The organism is Serratia sp. HNCC26DJ206, assembly GCF_057180605.1.
In genome coordinates this window covers 34,616-53,414 of record NZ_JBXUGP010000033.1, presented here as the reverse complement: position 1 = coordinate 53,414, position 18,799 = coordinate 34,616, and the positions used below count along the sequence as shown (strand labels likewise).

The 18,799-nt window shown below is 52.8% G+C and carries 19 protein-coding genes and 1 tRNA gene; 19 read left to right on the top strand and 1 reads right to left on the bottom strand.

What is annotated here, in order from left to right; genetic code table 11:
• Nucleotides 1–38 precede the first annotated feature (38 nt).
• Nucleotides 39–698 (bottom strand): FtsH protease modulator YccA, encoded by a 660-nt coding sequence (gene yccA, locus AC2A1E_RS19925; protein ID WP_484385197.1) that lies wholly within the window; start codon nucleotides 696–698, stop codon nucleotides 39–41.
• A gap of 230 nt (nucleotides 699–928) precedes the next feature.
• On the opposite strand from yccA, the gene AC2A1E_RS19920 reads away from it, so the two are divergent.
• From AC2A1E_RS19920 to AC2A1E_RS19830, 19 genes are all read left to right on the top strand, one after another.
• A tRNA-Ser gene (locus tag AC2A1E_RS19920) sits at nucleotides 929–1,016 on the top strand.
• Nucleotides 1,017–1,098: 82 nt separating this feature from the next.
• Complete coding sequence (locus AC2A1E_RS19915) at nucleotides 1,099–1,497, top strand: DUF6538 domain-containing protein (protein ID WP_484385198.1); 399 nt, start codon at nucleotides 1,099–1,101, stop codon at nucleotides 1,495–1,497.
• 358 nt (nucleotides 1,498–1,855) lie between these two features.
• Nucleotides 1,856–3,901 carry a bifunctional 2',3'-cyclic-nucleotide 2'-phosphodiesterase/3'-nucleotidase gene (locus tag AC2A1E_RS19910; RefSeq protein WP_484385196.1) on the top strand — a complete coding sequence of 682 codons (2,046 nt, stop codon included), beginning with the start codon at nucleotides 1,856–1,858 and terminating at the stop codon, nucleotides 3,899–3,901.
• Nucleotides 3,902–4,298: 397 nt separating this feature from the next.
• Complete coding sequence (locus AC2A1E_RS19905; RefSeq protein ID WP_484385195.1) at nucleotides 4,299–5,468, top strand: glycerophosphodiester phosphodiesterase family protein; 1,170 nt, start codon at nucleotides 4,299–4,301, stop codon at nucleotides 5,466–5,468.
• 336 nt (nucleotides 5,469–5,804) lie between these two features.
• A complete protein-coding gene (gene phnF / locus AC2A1E_RS19900; RefSeq protein ID WP_484385194.1) occupies nucleotides 5,805–6,533 on the top strand; it encodes a phosphonate metabolism transcriptional regulator PhnF in 729 nt (242 codons plus the stop codon).
• Nucleotides 6,534–6,977 carry a phosphonate C-P lyase system protein PhnG gene (gene phnG, locus AC2A1E_RS19895; RefSeq protein WP_484385193.1) on the top strand — a complete coding sequence of 148 codons (444 nt, stop codon included), beginning with the start codon at nucleotides 6,534–6,536 and terminating at the stop codon, nucleotides 6,975–6,977.
• Nucleotides 6,978–6,980: 3 nt separating this feature from the next.
• The gene (gene phnH / locus AC2A1E_RS19890) at nucleotides 6,981–7,562 is read left to right on the top strand and encodes a phosphonate C-P lyase system protein PhnH (protein WP_484385192.1); all 582 of its coding nucleotides are present in this window, start codon (nucleotides 6,981–6,983) and stop codon (nucleotides 7,560–7,562) included.
• The gene (locus AC2A1E_RS19885) at nucleotides 7,562–8,629 is read left to right on the top strand and encodes a carbon-phosphorus lyase complex subunit (RefSeq protein WP_484385191.1); all 1,068 of its coding nucleotides are present in this window, start codon (nucleotides 7,562–7,564) and stop codon (nucleotides 8,627–8,629) included. Before phnH ends, AC2A1E_RS19885 begins: the two co-directional genes overlap by 1 nt.
• Entirely contained in the window at nucleotides 8,622–9,473 is an 852-nt protein-coding gene (locus tag AC2A1E_RS19880) for an alpha-D-ribose 1-methylphosphonate 5-phosphate C-P-lyase PhnJ (RefSeq protein WP_484385190.1), read from the top strand. The genes AC2A1E_RS19885 and AC2A1E_RS19880 overlap by 8 nt, the downstream gene beginning before the upstream one ends.
• Nucleotides 9,473–10,261: a phosphonate C-P lyase system protein PhnK gene (gene phnK, locus AC2A1E_RS19875; protein WP_459402256.1), complete on the top strand. Its 789-nt coding sequence runs from the start codon at nucleotides 9,473–9,475 to the stop codon at nucleotides 10,259–10,261. The genes AC2A1E_RS19880 and phnK overlap by 1 nt, the downstream gene beginning before the upstream one ends.
• A gap of 13 nt (nucleotides 10,262–10,274) precedes the next feature.
• Nucleotides 10,275–10,979 (top strand): phosphonate C-P lyase system protein PhnL, encoded by a 705-nt coding sequence (gene phnL, locus AC2A1E_RS19870; protein WP_484385189.1) that lies wholly within the window; start codon nucleotides 10,275–10,277, stop codon nucleotides 10,977–10,979.
• On the top strand, nucleotides 10,976–12,112 hold the full coding sequence (phnM, locus tag AC2A1E_RS19865; RefSeq protein WP_484385188.1) for an alpha-D-ribose 1-methylphosphonate 5-triphosphate diphosphatase: 1,137 nt from the start codon (nucleotides 10,976–10,978) through the stop codon (nucleotides 12,110–12,112). Before phnL ends, phnM begins: the two co-directional genes overlap by 4 nt.
• Nucleotides 12,112–12,648: a ribose 1,5-bisphosphokinase gene (gene phnN / locus AC2A1E_RS19860; RefSeq protein ID WP_484385187.1), complete on the top strand. Its 537-nt coding sequence runs from the start codon at nucleotides 12,112–12,114 to the stop codon at nucleotides 12,646–12,648. Before phnM ends, phnN begins: the two co-directional genes overlap by 1 nt.
• A 24-nt stretch (nucleotides 12,649–12,672) precedes the next feature.
• Nucleotides 12,673–13,422, top strand: coding sequence for a phosphonate metabolism protein PhnP (gene phnP, locus AC2A1E_RS19855; protein ID WP_484385186.1), 750 nt, complete (start codon nucleotides 12,673–12,675; stop codon nucleotides 13,420–13,422).
• 100 nt (nucleotides 13,423–13,522) lie between these two features.
• Nucleotides 13,523–14,356, top strand: a complete 834-nt coding sequence (gene phnC / locus AC2A1E_RS19850) for a phosphonate ABC transporter ATP-binding protein (protein ID WP_484385185.1) — start codon at nucleotides 13,523–13,525, stop codon at nucleotides 14,354–14,356.
• Between the two features lie 49 nt (nucleotides 14,357–14,405).
• Nucleotides 14,406–15,338, top strand: coding sequence for a phosphonate ABC transporter substrate-binding protein (gene phnD, locus AC2A1E_RS19845; RefSeq protein ID WP_484385184.1), 933 nt, complete (start codon nucleotides 14,406–14,408; stop codon nucleotides 15,336–15,338).
• Nucleotides 15,339–15,414: 76 nt separating this feature from the next.
• Nucleotides 15,415–16,278 carry a phosphonate ABC transporter, permease protein PhnE gene (gene phnE / locus AC2A1E_RS19840; RefSeq protein ID WP_484385183.1) on the top strand — a complete coding sequence of 288 codons (864 nt, stop codon included), beginning with the start codon at nucleotides 15,415–15,417 and terminating at the stop codon, nucleotides 16,276–16,278.
• Nucleotides 16,278–17,165: a phosphonate ABC transporter, permease protein PhnE gene (phnE, locus tag AC2A1E_RS19835; protein ID WP_484385182.1), complete on the top strand. Its 888-nt coding sequence runs from the start codon at nucleotides 16,278–16,280 to the stop codon at nucleotides 17,163–17,165. The genes phnE (AC2A1E_RS19840) and phnE (AC2A1E_RS19835) overlap by 1 nt, the downstream gene beginning before the upstream one ends.
• 651 nt (nucleotides 17,166–17,816) lie before the next feature.
• Nucleotides 17,817–18,773, top strand: a complete 957-nt coding sequence (locus AC2A1E_RS19830) for an efflux RND transporter periplasmic adaptor subunit (protein ID WP_484385181.1) — start codon at nucleotides 17,817–17,819, stop codon at nucleotides 18,771–18,773.
• Nucleotides 18,774–18,799: the final 26 nt, after the last annotated feature.

The window sequence follows — 18,799 nt, the reverse complement described above, 5'->3', positions numbered from 1 at the left end:
CAGGATTTGCAGGGCTTGGGATCTTGCCAAACGGCCAATCAGTTGCTGCGGGCGAAGCCCAGAATGCTCAGCAGGCTGATGAACATATTGTACAGTGATACGTACAGGCTGACAGTGGCACGGATATAGTTGGTCTCGCCGCCATGAATGATATTGCTGGTTTCCCACAGCATGGCGCCAGCAGAGAACAAAATAAACAGGGCGCTGATCGCCAGGTGTAAAGCCGGGATCTGCAAGAACAGGTTAGCGATAACCGCCACCAGCAGCACCACGAAACCCGCCATCAGCATGCCAGAAAGGAATGACATATCTTTACGGGTAGTCAGCACATAGGCTGAACAGCAGAAGAACACCGCTGCGGTGCCCCCCAGTGCCAGCATGATCAAGTCGCCAGCGCCGGCGTTAAGGAATGAACTCAGGATCGGGCCGAGGGCATAGCCCATAAAACCAGTGAAGGCGAAAGCAGCCAGAATACCTGCCGGGCTATTTGCCAGCTTGTGGGTCAGGAACATCAGGCCATAAAAACCGACCAGCATTAGCAATAACCCAGGAGCGGGCAAGCCCAGCATGGTGCTGGCCGTAGCGGTCAGCGCAGAAAAGCCCAGCGTCAGTGACAGCAGGAAATAGGTGTTACGCAGCACTCGGTGCGTGCTCAGCAACGAATCGCGCGAGGAGGATGAGACGACAATGCGGTCCATAATGATCTCTCTTATCAGGTCATCACAAAATTAGTCACGATGATAGGCAGCACAACCGTTTGATTAAAGAGTGTTTACTCATCTTTACTCATTAGCGAACGCGCTGGGGTTCTGGACATGATAAATGGCGATTTCTTCAGCGCACAGTGGCTATATGCCTGTTTTTCACTCGGTTAAACGGTTTCAGGCTTTACAAGATGATCGGCTGTGTTTATAGTTCGCTTCGTTGCGGAGGGGTGGCCGAGTGGCTGAAGGCAACGGTCTTGAAAACCGTCGACGGGAAACCGTTCCAGAGTTCGAATCTCTGCTCCTCCGCCATTTATTCCTTTCAGTTGTTTCCTAACCATTTTCTCCCCAAGAATTCCTAGTGCTACACACAGATGCTACACAACGCTTCATTATGTGCACTCATCTGGTTAAACGTAACTCAAGCTATTACTTCCGCCGAAGAATCCCTTTATCTTTAATTCCCCATTTCCAACGCACAGAAATCCTCAAGGCTCTAGGCACGTCCAATTGCTCTGAAGCAGAAAGGCTGGTCCGACAGGAAGGTTGCCGCTGGGATAGCGAATTCGCTCGCCTGCAAGGTGAAGTCATTCAAGAGTTGCCAGATGACGAAATCCACCAAGGGCCCAAACTCACCGATCTCTACCAGCAGTGGCTATCCAGCGGGGAAAAAGCCCCGAAGACACGTAACCTTTACCTGAGGGCATTGGAGCGATTCGCCGCTATCCTTCTCTGTTATCGGCAGAACGGATTGCTGGGCCTTTCTGGGCGCTCTTTAAGGAGCAGCGATTAAGTGTCGGAACGATAAAACTAATCAGAGGTTGTGACGAAAATGTTACAAAGTGAGCAGGGTGGCAAATTAAAGGACACAGCCTAGCTTGCTGTGCGCCGGGGTTATCGCCTCAGATTGCCCCCGATTTACGCGCAGAATCACCAGCGCATTTTGTTTTAGAGCCAGCTACATCGCTGGATAACGGGGCAGGGTGTGGTTAGCTATCAGTTTTTATTAGCTATTATTTCATTGTTCACTAAAATGAAACCTCGATGTAATAGACGGTTTTTATTCTTATTTTTCTATATTTAATCATGGACTGATGTTTTCTATGGCGTCAATCAATGTTTAAGTGACGCCCCTATTTCCTGGAGAGCTTATGTTAGCCGGTTTTAAGAAAAATATTATTTCCCTGTCTTTTCTATCCATCGTGGTATTGGTATTAGACGCCTGTGATTCAAGCAACAATCTAACAGATACTGCCGTTGCTCCAGTTGTCGGCACCAGCGAACTGACGCTGGTTTCGACCACCGACCTTCATGCCAACGCCCTCAGTTATGACTATTTCAAGCTTAGCGAGGATAATAGCGTCGGGTTTGAGCGAACGGCAACGCTGTTGCGGGAAATTAAAAGTAAATACAGCAACGTTCTGTTATTTGATAACGGCGACACCATTCAGGGTACGGCCTTGGCAGACTATCAGGCGCAGGTTAATCCGATTAGTTGCGATGAAAAGCTGGCTATTTACCAAGCAATGGATGAGATAGGTTATGATGCGGCTACTCTGGGTAATCATGAATTCAATTACGGTTTACCTTATCTGGCCCAGGTGACTGGAGCAACCTTTAATATAGCGGCGCTGCCTGCGGTGAGTGAGCAAAAAAAGTGTGTCGGCCCCAACTTTCCGCTGGTCTTATCTAATGTCTGGAGCCAGAAGGACGGCAAGCCACTTTATAAGCCGTATATCATTCTGAATAAAAGCTTGAAAACCTATGACGCACAGGGTCAGGAAAATCTGGCGTCTATCAAGATCGCCGTGATTGGTTTCACTCCTCCTCCTATTATGAACTGGGACAAGCGCTGGCTGGATGGGCAGATCGGCGTCAGCGGCGTTGTCGAAGCTGCCGAAAAATATGTTCCCATGGCTAAAGCGGAGGGGGCCGATCTGGTTATCGCACTCTCCCACGGTGGATATAGCGCCGATGCTTACTCCGCAGAGATGGAAAACGCCAACTATTATCTTGCAAAAGTCCCTGGAATAGACGCGATCATTATGGGGCATTCCCACAATGAATTCCCGCTGGCATCCTGTAATAGCAACGCCTGCAATGCTTCAGGCGTCGACAGCAAAAATGGTTTTCTGAATGGCGTTCCGGCAGTGATGGCCAGCTATTGGGGGAAGGCGGTGGGTTTAATTCATTTAACCCTACAGCACGATCAATCTGGCTGGAAGGTTATCAAAGAAAACACCCGTGTTGAATTGGAAAAAACGCTATTAGATCCGAGCACAAAAACGCATGTCGCCGCCGATCCGTCAATTTTACAAACGATTCAGGCCGTTCATGAAGACGTGATTGATTATGTCAAAACGCCGATTGGAAAAAGTGATTTTGATATGACAACCTATTTTGCCGATGTTGGTGAAGCCTCTGCCATTCAGATTGTTAACGCTGCTCAGGCTGATTACGTCAAGGCTTATGTCGATCTTAATCTCCCTCAGTATCATGATATTCCGGTTCTCTCTGTCAGTGCGCCATTTAAGGGGGGCTTTTCTGGTGTGGGTGATTTTACGGTGGTTGAAGCGGGGGATCTCTCTATCTATAACGCCGCCGACCTTTATCTATATCCGAATACTGTCTATGCGGTGCTGGTCACGGGGGATATTGTCAAAGGTTGGCTGGAAAAAGCGGCGGAGCGCTTCAATCAGATTGATCCCGCTTCTGAAGTGGCGCAAAACTTGACCACCTCATTTCCCAGTTTTAACTTTGATATGTTTACGTCCGATGATCTGAAATATCAGATTGATATCACGCAACCCGTCGGCAAGCGGATTGTTGATCTCACCTATAAGGGGCAAGCAATAGATGCCAGCCAGCAGTTTATTATTGCCACCAACAATTATCGAGCAACCGGCGGCGGCGGTTTCCCAGGGCTCACGGCGGATCGGATCATTTATGCATCACCGGATAACAACCGCGATGTACTGATAAATTACATCAAGGATCGGGCAGTATTGACACGGGAACAGGATGGCAGCGCACGTAGTTGGCGTTTTGTCCCGGTGATCACCGCAGGCCCGGTTATTTTCCGTTCTGCCGCAGATAAGCTGACCTATGCGCAGAGCATCGGCTTGAAGAATATCAGCGTCTATAAAGCCGATGATGGCAATGGTATGAGCCTATACCAGATTGATCTCTCTAAGTAATCTAAAATTTAACGTCACATTGTTCGACAAAACTTTTCCATTACAGCAGGGTAATACTCCTGCTGTAATGGAACGATGATATAGAGATCCCTCTTATTTCCAATGTCATACTAATTACATATTTCCTTAATATATATACCATTATTTATCAGTATCTTTTTCTGGGATCACGTTGCCGATGCATGGCTTTTGCTACTTCCTGCCGTAACTTGAACAATACAAAGCATAAGGCAATGGAAAACGTGATATGCCCGAAGTCATTCGAGGGGCTGATAACGGGAACAGAGCGATTTGAACCGCGCTTGCGCTGGCCCGTATGGAACGAGTCATGCAGTCAGCATTCATGCAACATGAAGTATGACGAGTCTATATTCTAAATTTTTAAAAGGAGAAGGTTATGAGGAGAAATAGAGTATGTAATCTTAGTGCAGTCGCCGTAGGGGCGATATTTTTCACAGGCTGCGATGGTGATACCGAGTATATTACCAAGACGGAGACTGAATATGTGACAAAAAAAGAAACGGAATATATCACCAAGCTAGAGTACATCGAACCAGAACTCAAACCCATTAAGTCACCGATAATCATTGCTCACAGAGGCGCAAGCGGATATTTACCCGAACACACGTTAGGGGCCTACGAGTTAGCCGTTAAAATGGGAGCCGAATACATTGAGCCCGATCTTCAATTAACAAAAGATGGTGAGCTTGTCGCTGTTCATGATACGACCTTGGAACGGACGACCGATGTTTTGGAACGTTTTGGTGCCCGAAATGGTTCTACGAATGTAGGGGAGTATACCTTAGCAGAGATCAAGCAACTTGAAATGAAGCTAAATGGCACGGCTAAATATACTTACCCAGGTTTTACCCCAACGTCGAACGATCCTTTTAAAGTACCTACTTTTGATGAAGTGATTAAGCTGGCTCAAAGGCTTTCAACGGAGACAGCAAAAGAAATTGGCATCTACCCAGAAGCAAAATTAAAAGATGAACTTCAAGAAAATAAAATATTAGAGTCATTAGAAAAGTATGGTTACACTGAAAAGAATAAAATTTACATTCAGTCTTTTAGTGCGGAGACATTAAAAAGCTTAAAGAATAAAATGCAAAACAGAGGGTATCTATTACCTCTGGTACAACTGGGCAATGCGATTGATAGCAGCTTTAATGACACTGAGTATAGTGGGACTTTAGGCTTGGATTGCCAGGATTACTGCGTACTTACACAAGACAGCCCCCCACAGGTGATTCGTCTTGCTGATATCAAAGAATATGCGCCAGATATTGGTGTATCCCTCTCTACGTCAAAGGCGTTAACAACCAGTTCGAGCTGGCCTTTATATACACCTGATTTTTATACTTATGCTCATGAGCTTGGTATGACCGTTACAGGTTGGACGTTTAATAAATCAAGGCTGGATGCTCTGTCTATTGCTGAATATTTAGGTTTTTTTGAACTTGGAATGGATGGTTTTTTCTCCAATTATCCTGATATTGCCGTTGAAGCCAAAGCGCTGTTTATTGAAACGCAAAAACGCTTGCCTACAGAGACTCAGAATCCATAATCAGAGGGGTGAGCTAATTTAACGATAACGTGATGTTATACCTAAAATAATTTGAAGGAGCGGTAGGTTATTTTGCAGCAAAAGCACTCTTCTTTCTCACCGGCGATCGTCCGGTGAGAAGGGAGACCTCGTGCTCACGAAAAGGTTGGCTGAGGTATAAATAACGACAAGACGCGCCATACCCCCTGCATTGTTCATCAATTCGCCATCCCCACGTAACGCCATTGTCATCAGCGGTCGGCACCATAACGCTAACTTTTGTTATGGAGTGCCGATCATGAACGCCATCACTGCCTGCATATGCCACCAGTTAGATAACGTGTCGGAGTTTTTGCTATGACGCACTTATCTAGACATCCGACCAGTTACCCAACACGTTATCAGCAGATCGCCGCACAGTTGGAACAGGAACTGGGCAGCCAATACCGCTGTGGGGATTATCTGCCCTCTGAACAACAGCTTGCCGAACGTTACCAGGTTAACCGCCACACGCTACGCCGCGCAGTAGACCAACTGGTAGAGCGCGGCTGGCTGCAGCGTCGCCACGGTATCGGCATTCTGGTGCTGATGCGCCCCTTTAATTATCCGCTGCATGCCAATGCCCGTTTCAGCCAGAACCTGCTGGAGCAGGGCAGTCATCCCACCAGTGAACGTTTACTGGCGGTATTGCGCCCGTGCAACGGGCATATTGCCAGCGCACTCTCACGCGAAGAAGGGGAAACCATCATTCATCTGCGCACCCTGCGCCGCGTGAATGGTATTCCGATCAGTGTGATCGACCACTATCTGCCCGATCTGGATTGGTGGCCCGCATTGCAACAGTTCCATAGCGGTTCACTGCATCAGTTTATCCAGCAACATATCCATCAGTCGCTCACGCGCTATCAGACGCGCATCAGCGCGCGCCGTGCACAGGCGAAAGAGAGCCGCCTGCTGGAGATCGCCACCCATGCCCCTTTGCTGTGTGTGCGCACCCTGAACACCTGTACCGGCAGCGATCGGGTGGCGGAATATTCCGTCAGCCTGGCGCGCGCCGACATGATCGAACTGACGATGGAGCACTGAATGCAAGCCTTACAGCAGAGACAACGCTGGATGTCGGTATTGGCACACAGCCAGCCAGCCCAGTTGCGCAGCCACTGGCAGGCGCTGAACCTCAGCCCCGGCTACCACAGCCTGCGCGCACCGGAGATCGGCCTGGCCCAGTTGCAGGGGCGAATGGGCGCCACGGGTCGCCGTTTTGTACTGGGGGATATGACCGTCACCCGCGCAGTGGTGCAGTTGGAAAACGGCGGCCAGGGTTACAGCTATATCAGCGGGCGTGACAAAGCCCATGCCGAGCTGTGTGCGCTGATTGATGCCCTGCTGCAACAACCGGGCAGCCATGAACTGCTGCAACAGCGGTTGATTGAACCCTTGGCGGCACAGCAGCAGGAACAGCGCCAGCAGCGCGCCCGTTCGGTAGCGGCTAGCCGGGTGGATTTCTTTACGCTAGTACGAGGGGACTAAGCCATGACGTTACTGGCCGGATTTGACCAACCGATTGAGCAATCTCAACAGGCTTTCCGATTGATTTTAAAAGCGTTAAGCGAACCGGGGCAGAAGGTAACGCTACAAGGCGGCCCGGTGTGGGGCGCGCTGAACGCCGCCAGCACCGCACTGCTGCTGACGTTGGCCGATCGGGAAACTCCGCTTCAGCTCTCGGCGGCTTTAAACAGTGAGCAAGTGCTGACCAATATTCGTTTTCATACCGGCGCACCGCTGGCCATCAGCAACGCAGAGATCGGCCTGGCGCTGTTCGATGCACAGTTGCAGTCTGCCGAGCTGCTGGCATTACCGCACGGCAGCGAAATCTCACCGGAACTTGGTGCCACCGTGGTGGTGCAGATCGCCGCGCTAGAGGGGGGCTTAAGGCTGCGTTTGACGGGACCCGGTATTGAAAAACCACGGGAAGTCTCGCCCCAGTTGCCCAGTGCGTTGCGGGATTACCTGCTGGAGCGGCCACAGCGTTTCCCGCTGGGGCTGGATATTGTACTGACCTGCGGTGAATGCCTGATGGCGCTGCCGCGTACCACCCGTGTGGAGGAGTGCTGATGTACGTTGCGGTAAAAGGGGGCGAAAAAGCCATTGCGGCGGCCCATCAATTGCAAGAAAACCTGCGGCGTGGCGATGAAAGCGTGCTCGAGCTCAGCGCGGAGCAGATCGGCCAACAGCTTGGGCTGGCGGTGGATCGAGTGATGACCGAAGGCGGCATCTACGATCGCGAATTAGCAGCGCTGGCGATCAAACAGGCCAGCGGCGATCTGGTCGAAGCCATCTTTCTGCTGCGCGCCTATCGCACCACCTTACCGCGCCTGGCGGTAAGCGAACCTTTGTTCACTGCCCATATGCGGCTGGAGCGGCGCATCTCGGCGGTTTACAAGGATTTGCCCGGTGGTCAGGTGCTTGGCCCGACATACGACTACACCCATCGGCTGCTGGATTTTGCGCTGCTGGCGGAAGGAACAACGCCAGCGGCACCACAGGGGGATGAACTGCTGCCGGAAAGCTGCGTTCATGTGTTTGACTTGCTCTGTCAGCAGCAGTTGGCTCATGAAGAGCAGGATGATGGCAGCACGCCGGACGACATCACCCGTAATCCGCCGGTCTATCCCTGCTCGCGTTCGGCACGTCTGCAACAGTTGGTGCGTGGCGACGAAGGTTTTCTGCTGGCGTTGAGTTATTCCACCCAGCGTGGCTATGGCCGCAATCACCCGTTTGCCGGGGAGATCCGCAGCGGATCGGTTGCGGTGGAAATCGTGCCGGAAGAGCTGGGTTTTGCGATAGAGATTGGCGAGATCCTGCTGACCGAATGCGAAACGGTGAATGGTTTTGTCGATCCGCCCGGTCAGTTGCCGCATTTCACCCGTGGCTATGGGCTGGTGTTTGGCCGTTCAGAGCGTAAAGCCATGGCGATGGCGATGGTAGATCGCGCCCTGCAAACCGCCGAATACGGCGAAAGCGTTGCTAGCCCGGCGCAGGACGAAGAGTTTGTGCTGGCCCATGCCGATAACGTGGAGGCCGCTGGCTTTGTTTCCCATCTCAAGCTGCCGCACTACGTTGATTTCCAGGCCGAGCTGGAACTGCTTAAGCGCTTGCAACAAGGGGCCCGCGATGAGTGACGTATTAACTGGCTACAACCTGGGTTATCTGGATGAGCAAACCAAACGCATGATCCGCCGTGCCATTCTGAAAGCAGTAGCGATCCCCGGCTATCAGGTGCCGTTCGGTGGCCGCGAGATGCCGATGCCTTACGGCTGGGGCACCGGTGGCATTCAGATCACCGCCAGCATTATTGGCCGCGCCGACGTGCTGAAGGTGATCGACCAAGGGGCCGACGATACTACTAACGCCGTGTCGATCCGCCGCTTCTTCCAGCGCGTCGCAGGTGTAGCCACCACCGAACGCACGCCGCAGGCCACGCTGATCCAGACGCGCCACCGCATTCCGGAAACCGCGTTGCAGGCGGATCAGATCCTGATCTATCAGGTGCCGATCCCGGAACCGCTGCGCTTTATCGAACCGCGTGAAACCGAAACGCGCAAAATGCACGCGCTGGAGGAGTACGGCGTGATGCAGGTGAAGCTGTACGAAGATATTGCCCGCTACGGTCATATCGCCACCACCTATGCCTACCCGGTGAAGGTCAACGATCGCTACGTGATGGACCCTTCACCTATCCCGAAATTCGACAACCCGAAGATGCACATGATGCCCGCGCTGCAACTGTTCGGTGCCGGGCGAGAAAAACGCATCTACGCCTTGCCGCCGTTCACCAAGGTGGAAAGCCTGGACTTTGACGATCACCCGTTCAGCGTGCAGCAGTGGGATCAGCCCTGTGCGTTGTGCGGCTCGCGCCACAGCTATCTGGATGAAGTGGTGCTCGACGATCAAGGCAACCGCATGTTCGTCTGCTCCGACACCGACTTCTGCCAGCAACAATTAGACCAAAAGGTGCAGCACTGATGACTTCCGTTCCGTTGAGTTCCACGCCGTTGCTGGCGGTCAACAACCTTACCCATCTGTATGCGCCGGGCAAAGGTTTCAGCAACGTGTCGTTTGATATCTACCCCGGCGAAGTGCTGGGCATCGTCGGCGAATCCGGCTCGGGTAAAACCACGCTGCTGAAATCGATTTCTGCCCGCCTGGCACCGCAGCAGGGGCAGATCCTTTACCGCCCGCAAAACGGCCTGCAACAGGATCTGTACGCCATGGCAGAAAGCGATCGTCGCCGCCTGCTGCGCACCGAGTGGGGCGTGGTGCATCAGCATCCGCTCGACGGCCTACGCCCGCAGGTGTCTGCCGGTGGCAATATTGGTGAGCGTCTGATGGCCATCGGCCAGCGCCATTACGGTGAGATCCGCCAGCAGGCCAGCCAGTGGCTGGAAGACGTGGAGATCCCGGTTGCGCGCCTTGACGATCTGCCCACCACCTTTTCCGGTGGCATGCAGCAGCGCTTGCAGATCGCCCGCAACCTGGTGACGCACCCCAAGCTGGTATTTATGGATGAGCCTACGGGCGGGCTGGATGTTTCCGTGCAGGCGCGCTTGCTGGATCTGCTGCGCAATCTGGTGGTGGAAATGCAGTTGGCGGCGGTGATCGTCACTCACGATCTCGGCGTCGCGCGCCTGCTGGCTCACCGATTGTTAGTGATGAAACAGGGGGAGGTGGTGGAAAGCGGCCTCACCGATCGGGTGCTGGACGATCCACACCATCCTTATACCCAATTGCTGGTTTCTTCGGTGTTGTCGTAATTCAGGTGACCAAATGACGATTAAGATCCGGGTTGAACACCTCAGTAAAACGTTTGTTCTACACCAGCAGCATGGCACCTGTTTGCCGGTGCTGCACGATGCCAATCTGATCGCCCGCAGCGGTGAATGTGTGGTGCTGCACGGCCATTCCGGCAGCGGTAAATCCACGCTGTTGCGCTCACTGTATGCCAACTATCAGCCGGACAGCGGCCAAGTTTGGGTGCATCACCAAAACGACTGGATTGAGCTGGTGCAGGCCGAAGCGCGGCAAATCCTGGCGGTGCGCCGCCACACCATTGGCTGGGTCAGCCAGTTTCTGCGGGTGATCCCACGCATCAGCGCGCTGGAGGTAGTGATGCAGCCGCTGCTGGAATCGGGCGTCAGCCGCGCCGAATGCCGTGAACGGGCCGAGGCTTTGCTCAGCCAGCTCAACGTGCCGCAGCACCTGTGGCAACTGGCTCCGTCCACTTTCTCCGGCGGTGAACAACAGCGGGTGAATATCGCTCGCGGCTTTATCAAAGATTACCCAATCCTGCTGCTGGATGAACCCACGGCCTCCCTCGATAGCCGCAACAGCGCGGCGGTGGTGACGCTGATCGAACAGGCCAAGCAGCGCGGTGCGGCGATTGTCGGGATTTTTCATGACGAGAATGTCCGCCAGCAGGTGGCCGACCGGTTACACGATATGCAAGCCCCACAATTGCTGGAGACCCTATGATTATCAATAACGTCAAACTGGTGCTGGAAGATCAGATCGTTGCCGGTTCATTAGAGATGGATGGCGGAGTGATCCGCAGCTTTGCCGATACGCCGAGCCAGTTGCCGCAGGCGTTGGACGGTGAGGGCGGCTGGCTGCTGCCGGGGCTGATTGAGCTGCACACCGACAACTTGGACAAATTTTTCACCCCGCGCCCGAATGTTGACTGGCCTGCACATTCGGCCATGAGCAGCCACGACGCGCTGATGGTGGCCAATGGCATCACCACGGTGCTGGATGCAGTGGCGATCGGCGACGTGCGCGACGGCGGGCACCGGTTGGAAAACCTGCAAAAAATGATCGACGCGGTGATCCACAGCCAGCAAGCCGGGGTCAACCGCGCTGAACATCGGTTGCACCTGCGTTGTGAACTGCCGAATAAAAACACGCTACCGCTGTTCGAACAACTGATGGACAGGCCCGGCGTTTCTCTGGTTTCGCTGATGGATCACTCACCGGGCCAGCGCCAGTTCGCCTCGCGCGAAAAATACCGTGAATACTATCAGGGCAAATATCATCTGAGTGACCAGCAGATGAGCGAGTTTGAACAGGAGCAGATTCACCTTTCCGAGCGCTGGTCTACGTACAACCGGGAAGCGATCGCCGCCCATTGCCGGGCACGCGGCATCGCACTTGCCAGCCACGACGATGCCACCGCCGAGCACGTGGCCGAATCCCGTGCGTTGGGCAGCGCAATCGCCGAATTCCCGACGACCGAAGCCGCCGCCCAAGCGTCACACCAGCAGGGTTTGCAGGTGCTGATGGGCGCGCCCAATATCGTGCGCGGCGGTTCCCATTCCGGCAACGTAGCGGCTCATCATCTGGCGGCGCTTGGCGTGCTGGATATTCTCTCTTCCGACTATTATCCGGCCAGCCTGCTGGATGCGGCGTTTCGCCTCAGCAAAGACGAGCGCAATGCCTTCAGCCTGCCGCAGGCGGTACAACGGATCACCCGTAATCCTGCGCGGGCGCTGGGGTTGCAGGATCGCGGCCTGATCGCCGAAGGGTTGCGGGCGGATCTGGTACTGGTGCGGCCGCACGACGAGCATGTCTACGTGCAAAACGTCTGGCGCCAGGGTAAGCAGGTGTTCTGATGGCCCGGCTTATTTATCTGATGGGCCCGTCCGGCTCTGGCAAAGACAGCCTGCTCGAACGGCTGCGCGCCACTACCCGCGCCGGGCCGCTGGTGGCACACCGCTATATTACCCGCCCGGCAGCAATGGGTGGCGAGAACCATATTGCGCTAAGCGAAGCGGAGTTCCTGCGCCGCCGTGCCAAGAAGCTGTTCGCCCTTGATTGGCAGGCGCATCAATACCATTACGCCTTGGGGATTGAGATTGACCTGTGGTTGCTACAGGGCAACGACGTGGTGGTCAACGGCTCGCGTGCGCATCTGCCGCAGGCGCTCAGCCGCTACGGCACCCGGTTGCTGCCGGTCTGCTTGCAGGTGTCGCCCGCTGTGCTGCGCCAACGGCTGCAACAGCGCGGGCGCGAAAGTGCTGAGCAGATCGAGCAGCGGCTGGCGCGCGCGGCCGACTATCAGCAGAGCTTACCGGCGGGTTGCCACCTGCTGGATAACAACGGCGATCTTGAGCAGACCCTTGATGCGCTGCTGGCGGAGTATTGGTGAGTTTTCCTCCATAGAGAAACCATTATGCAACTGACCTTTCTTGGTACCGGCGGAGCCCAGCAGGTGCCGGTATTTGGCTGTGAATGCCCTGCCTGCCAGCGGGCGCGCAATGAACCGGCTTTTCGGCGGCGACCATGCAGTGCCATGCTGCGTTATCAGGGTGAAACGACCTTGATTGATGCGGGGTTGTGTTCGTTGGAGCGGCGCTTTGCGGCGGGGGAAATTCAGCGCTTCTTGCTGACGCACTACCATATGGATCACGTACAAGGATTATTCCCTTTACGTTGGGGCTGCGGTGAGACTATCCCGGTTTACGGCCCGGCCGATGAACAGGGCTGTGACGATCTGTTCAAACACCCTGGTATTCTGGCGTTTCAGCCGTCGCTGCTGCCGTTTGAAACCGTCGAATTAGGCGGGTTGAGCATTACGCCACTGCCGTTGATTCATTCCAAACTTACGCAGGGTTACCTGATTCAGGCCGCCGGGAAAACCCTGGCCTACCTGACCGATACCGTTGGCCTGCCACCAGAAACCGCACGCTATTTACAGCAGATCAAACTCGATGTGCTGGTGCTGGATTGCAGCCTGCCGCCACAACCGCAAACACCGCGCAACCATAACGATCTGACCCGTGCGTTGGAGATCCAGCAACGTGTGCAGCCGTGCCGCATGCTGCTGACACATATCAGTCATCAGTTGGACCTGTGGCTGATGAGTAATGCACTGCCGTCGGGGATGGAACTGGCGTTTGATAATCTTAGGATTGAACTCTGATCAACATCATTTTCTGTTCATAAAACCATCACCTCGATGTCATGAAAATCACCGTTAATAGAGCCACCTACTGATTCGCCATTAAAATTAGAGATATCACATGGTTCAGGCACTGTTAAAACTGGCACAGACTGATTATCCAGAACAACAACTGTTTCCTTTACGTAAAGTGTTATCCGTCAAAGGATTGGCCAAGGCTTACTCCTCTCAGCAGCGCGTACTGGATGACATCAATTTTGATCTGCATGCCGGTGAGTTTGTGGCGGTGATCGGCCGCTCGGGGGCGGGTAAATCCACCCTGTTGCATACGCTGAATGGCACCATTCCGGTTAGCTGCGGCGAGATGTTGCATTTTGATGACGACGGTGCAACCCAGGATATCGCGCAGTTCACCACCCGCCAGATGCGCCAGTGGCGCGCCCGCTGCGGGATGATCTTTCAGGACTTCTGCCTGGTGCCGCGCCTGGATGTGATCACCAACGTCCTGCTCGGCCGCCTCAGCCACACCTCGACCCTGAAATCCTTCTTTAAAGTGTTTGACGACGCCGACCGCGCGCGGGCGATCGAACTGTTGCAGTGGCTGAATATGCTGCCGCATGCCTTGCAACGCGCCGAGAATCTGTCCGGAGGCCAGATGCAGCGCGTGGCGATTTGCCGGGCGCTGATGCAGAACCCGAAAATCCTGCTGGCCGACGAGCCGGTAGCCTCTCTCGATCCGAAAAACACCCGCCGCATTATGGATGCGCTGCAAAAAATCAGTGAGGACGACATCGCGGTGATGGTTAATCTGCACTCGGTCGAGCTGGTGAAGGAATATTGCACGCGGGTGATCGGCATTGCTCAGGGGAAAATTATTTTCGACGGCCATCCCTCGCTGCTGAATGAGCGGGTTTTGCACCAACTGTACGGCGAAGAAGCCAATCAGCTCCATTAATCACCCGAGTTTTTTCTCCACCTTTATCTTTTCACACAGGGCAAGCGCAATGAAAAAATTATTCACTCTGACCAGCATCATGGCTGGCGTTATGTTGGCATTGAATGCAGGGGCAGCGGGGGCACCCAAGGAATTGAATCTGGGGATTATGGGCGGGCAAAACGCCACTCAGCAGATTGGCGACAACCAATGCGTGAAGCAGTTTCTCGACAAAGAGTTAAACGTGGATACCAAGCTGCGTAACTCTTCTGATTATGCTGGCGTGATCCAGGGGTTGCTCGGCGGCAAGATCGATCTGGTATTCGGCATGTCACCCTCATCAATGGCCTCTGTTTACATTAAAGATCCGCAAGCGGTCGAACTGGTCGGCATCGGCGTGGACGATGTGGACCAGTCCCGAGGTTATCACTCGGTGGTGGTGGTCAAAGCCGATAGCCCTTACCAAAAGCTGGAAGATCTGAAAGGGAAATCCTTCGGTTTTGCGGAACCTGATTCCACCTCCGGTTTCCTGGTCCCTAACCAGGTATTTAAAAAGCAGTTTGGCGGTTCGGCGGACGATAAATACAACAACTTCTTCTCCAGCGTGACCTTCTCCGGTGGTCATGAACAAGACATCCTCGGCGTGCTGAACGGTCAGTTTGAAGGGGCGGTGACCTGGACTTCAATGGTGGGGGATTACGCTAGCGGTTATAGCAGCGGTGCTTTTGGCCGCATGATCCGTATGGATCAGCCAGACCTGATGAAGAAGATCCGTATCATCTGGCAGTCGCCGTTAATCCCCAACGGCCCGGTTTTGGTGCGTCAGGCGCTGCCGGCCGATTTCAAAGACCAACTGGTTGCGGCAGTCAAAAAACTGGATAAAGAAGATCATGCCTGCTTTATCAAAGCTATGGGTGGTAAACAGCACCTTGAGGACGTCAAACTGGCTGAATATCAGACCATTATTGATATGAAACGCGATCTGACCAAAGGCGAGCGTTAATCTTTGCTCCTCTCCCTGACTCGGCCTGTGGGGAGAGGAGAAAGCTCTCTCTGTCACAACATGATGGAACGCTAATTTGAACACCGATTTCACACAGTATTACCAACGCATCCGCAGCAAGCAGAAGCGCGAAGCGTTGATCTGGTCACTCGGGCTGGCGGTGCTCTATCTCGGTGCGGGCAGCGTCGCCGAATTCAATCTGCATACCGTGTGGGTTTCCCTTCCTCATTTCTTTGATTATCTGGCAGAAACCCTGCCGGTGTTGCACTGGCACGCGTTATTTGCCGACGGCCGAACCGAAGGCTCCTTCGCCTACTGGGGTTATCGTCTGCCCATCCAGTTGCCGTTGATTTGGGAAACCGTGCAACTGGCGCTCGCCGCTACCCTGTTTTCAGCGTTGGTGGCTGGGGCACTGGCCTTTCTGGCGGCAAAAAATACCCACGGCTTGGCGAGCCTGCGCTTGGCGATTCGCACGCTGGTGGCGTTTTTACGCACTATGCCAGAGCTGGCTTGGGCGGTGATGTTCGTGATGGCGTTCGGTATCGGGGCGATCCCCGGCTTTATGGCGTTGGCGCTGCACACCATTGGCAGCTTGACCAAGCTGTTTTATGAGTCGATCGAAACGGCCTCTCACAAACCGGTACGCGGCCTGGTTGCCTGCGGTGCCAGCCCGCTGCAACGGATGCGTTTTGGCCTGTGGCCACAGGTTAAGCCGGTATTTTTGTCCTACAGCTTTATGCGCCTGGAAATCAACTTCCGCCAATCGACGATCCTCGGGTTGGTGGGCGCGGGCGGGATCGGCCAGGAACTGATGACCAATATCAAACTCGACCGCTACGATCAGGTCAGCATGACGCTGTTATTGATTATCGTGGTGGTATCGCTGCTGGATTATCTGTCCGGTGAACTGCGTAAACGTGTCGTAGAGGGGAAACACTGATGTCGGTTCAACCGCTATCCGCCGCCGCGCTGCAACAGCTCAAACAGCAGCATGCGGAAATTTTTGCTCGTCAGGGCCGCTATCTGCGCACGTTGGGCACGATCGCTGCGGCCATTGTGTTGTATTACCTGTTCTTTTTTCTGTTTTTCGGCATTGCCTGGCCACAGTTCACCAACGGCTGCCAACAGATTGGCCGTTACTTTGTGCGGATGTTTGTCTGGCATGATTTCGTCAACTGGCCGTTCGTGTATTACTTCCAGCAGATCTTCATCACCATTGCCATCGTGTTCGCTGGCACGCTCACCGCCTCACTGATCGCCTTACCGCTCTCATTCTTTGCGGCGCGCAATGTGATGTCATCACCCTGGTTGCGCCCGATAGCCATGATAGTGCGCCGTTTGCTTGATATCCTGCGGGGCATCGACATGGCGATCTGGGGGCTGATTTTTGTGCGTGCGGTGGGCATGGGGCCGCTGGCTGGGGTATTGGCGATCCTGATGCAGGACATCGGTTTGCTGGGCAAACTGTATGCCGAAGGGCATGAAGCGGTGGAGAAATCCCCCAGCCGTGGCCTGACGGCGGTGGGGGCTAACAGTTTACAAAAGCATCGCTACGGTATTTTCACCCAATCTTTCCCTACCTTTCTGGCGCTGAGCCTGTATCAGATTGAATCCAATACCCGCTCTGCGGCAGTACTGGGTTTTGTTGGTGCCGGAGGGATCGGCCTGGTGTATGCCGAAAATATGCGGTTGTGGAACTGGGATGTGGTGATGTTTATCACCCTGATCCTGGTGGTGGTGGTGATGATCATGGACAAGATATCTTCGATCCTGCGCAACAAATACATCCTGGGAGAAGAGGTTCCTCTTTACCAGAAAGATAAGTAAATAACCTGCATAACGCTATCCGGCCAGTGGTCGGATAGTCGTGTAACCACTGATTTATGAATGCACCTCCGCCGAGCCTACCCATATGCGTGGGTTGAAAAAAGTTCTGGATGTGTATTCCCTGGCTATGGCATTGAGTTTTCCGCCGTTGTTGGCAATCTAGGGTGTAAGCTGATGGGCTTTCAGCATATTTCGCTTATGTAAAGCATAAAAAGTAATTTAAGAGTAAATTAAGTTAATTCTTGAGTTTAATGATATTAAAACGCTTAAATTTCAATTTTTGTTTTTTGTTAATTGATTTTCCTGTGTTTTTTATTTTTATGATAAGTGTGTTTTTAATTGGATGAATCTGATTTTTTGTTAAAAAATAACGCTGTTTTGATTTATTAAATGTTATCTTTAGATATGGTATTTTTGAGGCATCTCTCGTTTTTATCCTTTTTTTTTTAATATGCTACGGCTGGTTTTATTAGTGTGCAAGGTGTTCCATTAATAGTTGTTTAATACGGGTGCAGAGGCAGGTTTTTTAGTCGCTGTTGGTTTTTCTATGTCTAATTTAAAGCAGTGGCTTTGCTCGCTGATATAATAATTGGCGGAGATGGGGTGTTGGCTTTTTGATTGTTGTTTTTTTATAAAAGGAATTAATGTGAAATGGGCCGTCCGATACTGACAATAAAATGGCGCCGGTTTCTGGTGCCTGCTTTTAAGTTGGTTATTGTCATTTGGTATTTTATCCACAGTTCAGTCACATTCGCTTTTGATTGTCTTATTGAACCCTTGCAGATGATTGAGCTAGGCAGTCCGGCAAGTGGTTTATTAGGGAAAGTCTATGTAGGCCGGGCCGATCGTATTGAGAAAGGGCAGGTTGTGGCCACATTGGAATCGCGGGCAGAACTATCAGCTGCTCAAGTGGCGTTGTTTAAATCCCAGCAAACTGGGGAGATGGCGATGGCGAAAAATAAAATAGACTTTGCCAAACGTAAATTTACACGCCTTAACTCCTTGTCAGAAAAATCATTTATGGCAAAGCAGGATATTGATGATGTTGAATCTGTGCTGCGTGTTGCCGAGTCTGAACTGAAAGTCGCAGTAGAAAATCATCAACTGGCGAAGTTGGAATATCAACAGCAGGGCGACTTACTCGACTTGCGAACTATCCGTAGCCCCTTCGATGGGGTGGTGGTGGAACAGTTGGCCTATCCCGGTGAGGTTATTGAATCAGGCAGCAGCAGAAAATCCGTGCTGAAGGTGGCGCAATTGAATCCGTTGCAGGTGCATATTGTGCTGCCGAAGCACTTTTTCGGTAAGGTAATGCCTGAAATGGGGGTAGAGATCGTTCCTGAATTACAGCTTATTAATGAAGAAACTCCCAAGGAATCTACCTTGCCGAAAATTTTTGGCAATATAAAAGCAACCGCTCAAGCAATGGCAAAAAAAGACGTCGGGCATTATGTTGCCAAGGTAAAAACAGTAGACAGAATTATTGATGCCGCCAGCGGAACCTTTGTGGTGCTGGTTGAACTACCCAACCCCCAGCTAACTATCCCCGCAGGTATTCGATGCCAGGCAACAATTCAAGGAATTAATGAAATGGTAAATAAAAGATAACGCTATAGGATTTTTTATCAATGTTA

Bases quoted from the DNA above. Each gene is read 5' to 3' on its own strand.
- yccA (WP_484385197.1), bottom strand. From the start codon at position 698: ATGGACCGCATTGTCGTCTCATCCTCCTCGCGCGATTCGTTGCTGAGC.
- AC2A1E_RS19915 (WP_484385198.1), top strand. From the start codon at position 1,099: ATGTGCACTCATCTGGTTAAACGTAACTCAAGCTATTACTTCCGCCGA.
- AC2A1E_RS19910 (WP_484385196.1), top strand. From the start codon at position 1,856: ATGTTAGCCGGTTTTAAGAAAAATATTATTTCCCTGTCTTTTCTATCC.
- AC2A1E_RS19905 (WP_484385195.1), top strand. From the start codon at position 4,299: ATGAGGAGAAATAGAGTATGTAATCTTAGTGCAGTCGCCGTAGGGGCG.
- phnF (WP_484385194.1), top strand. From the start codon at position 5,805: ATGACGCACTTATCTAGACATCCGACCAGTTACCCAACACGTTATCAG.
- phnG (WP_484385193.1), top strand. From the start codon at position 6,534: ATGCAAGCCTTACAGCAGAGACAACGCTGGATGTCGGTATTGGCACAC.
- phnH (WP_484385192.1), top strand. From the start codon at position 6,981: ATGACGTTACTGGCCGGATTTGACCAACCGATTGAGCAATCTCAACAG.
- AC2A1E_RS19885 (WP_484385191.1), top strand. From the start codon at position 7,562: ATGTACGTTGCGGTAAAAGGGGGCGAAAAAGCCATTGCGGCGGCCCAT.
- AC2A1E_RS19880 (WP_484385190.1), top strand. From the start codon at position 8,622: ATGAGTGACGTATTAACTGGCTACAACCTGGGTTATCTGGATGAGCAA.
- phnK (WP_459402256.1), top strand. From the start codon at position 9,473: ATGACTTCCGTTCCGTTGAGTTCCACGCCGTTGCTGGCGGTCAACAAC.
- phnL (WP_484385189.1), top strand. From the start codon at position 10,275: ATGACGATTAAGATCCGGGTTGAACACCTCAGTAAAACGTTTGTTCTA.
- phnM (WP_484385188.1), top strand. From the start codon at position 10,976: ATGATTATCAATAACGTCAAACTGGTGCTGGAAGATCAGATCGTTGCC.
- phnN (WP_484385187.1), top strand. From the start codon at position 12,112: ATGGCCCGGCTTATTTATCTGATGGGCCCGTCCGGCTCTGGCAAAGAC.
- phnP (WP_484385186.1), top strand. From the start codon at position 12,673: ATGCAACTGACCTTTCTTGGTACCGGCGGAGCCCAGCAGGTGCCGGTA.
- phnC (WP_484385185.1), top strand. From the start codon at position 13,523: ATGGTTCAGGCACTGTTAAAACTGGCACAGACTGATTATCCAGAACAA.
- phnD (WP_484385184.1), top strand. From the start codon at position 14,406: ATGAAAAAATTATTCACTCTGACCAGCATCATGGCTGGCGTTATGTTG.
- phnE (WP_484385182.1), top strand. From the start codon at position 16,278: ATGTCGGTTCAACCGCTATCCGCCGCCGCGCTGCAACAGCTCAAACAG.
- AC2A1E_RS19830 (WP_484385181.1), top strand. From the start codon at position 17,817: ATGGGCCGTCCGATACTGACAATAAAATGGCGCCGGTTTCTGGTGCCT.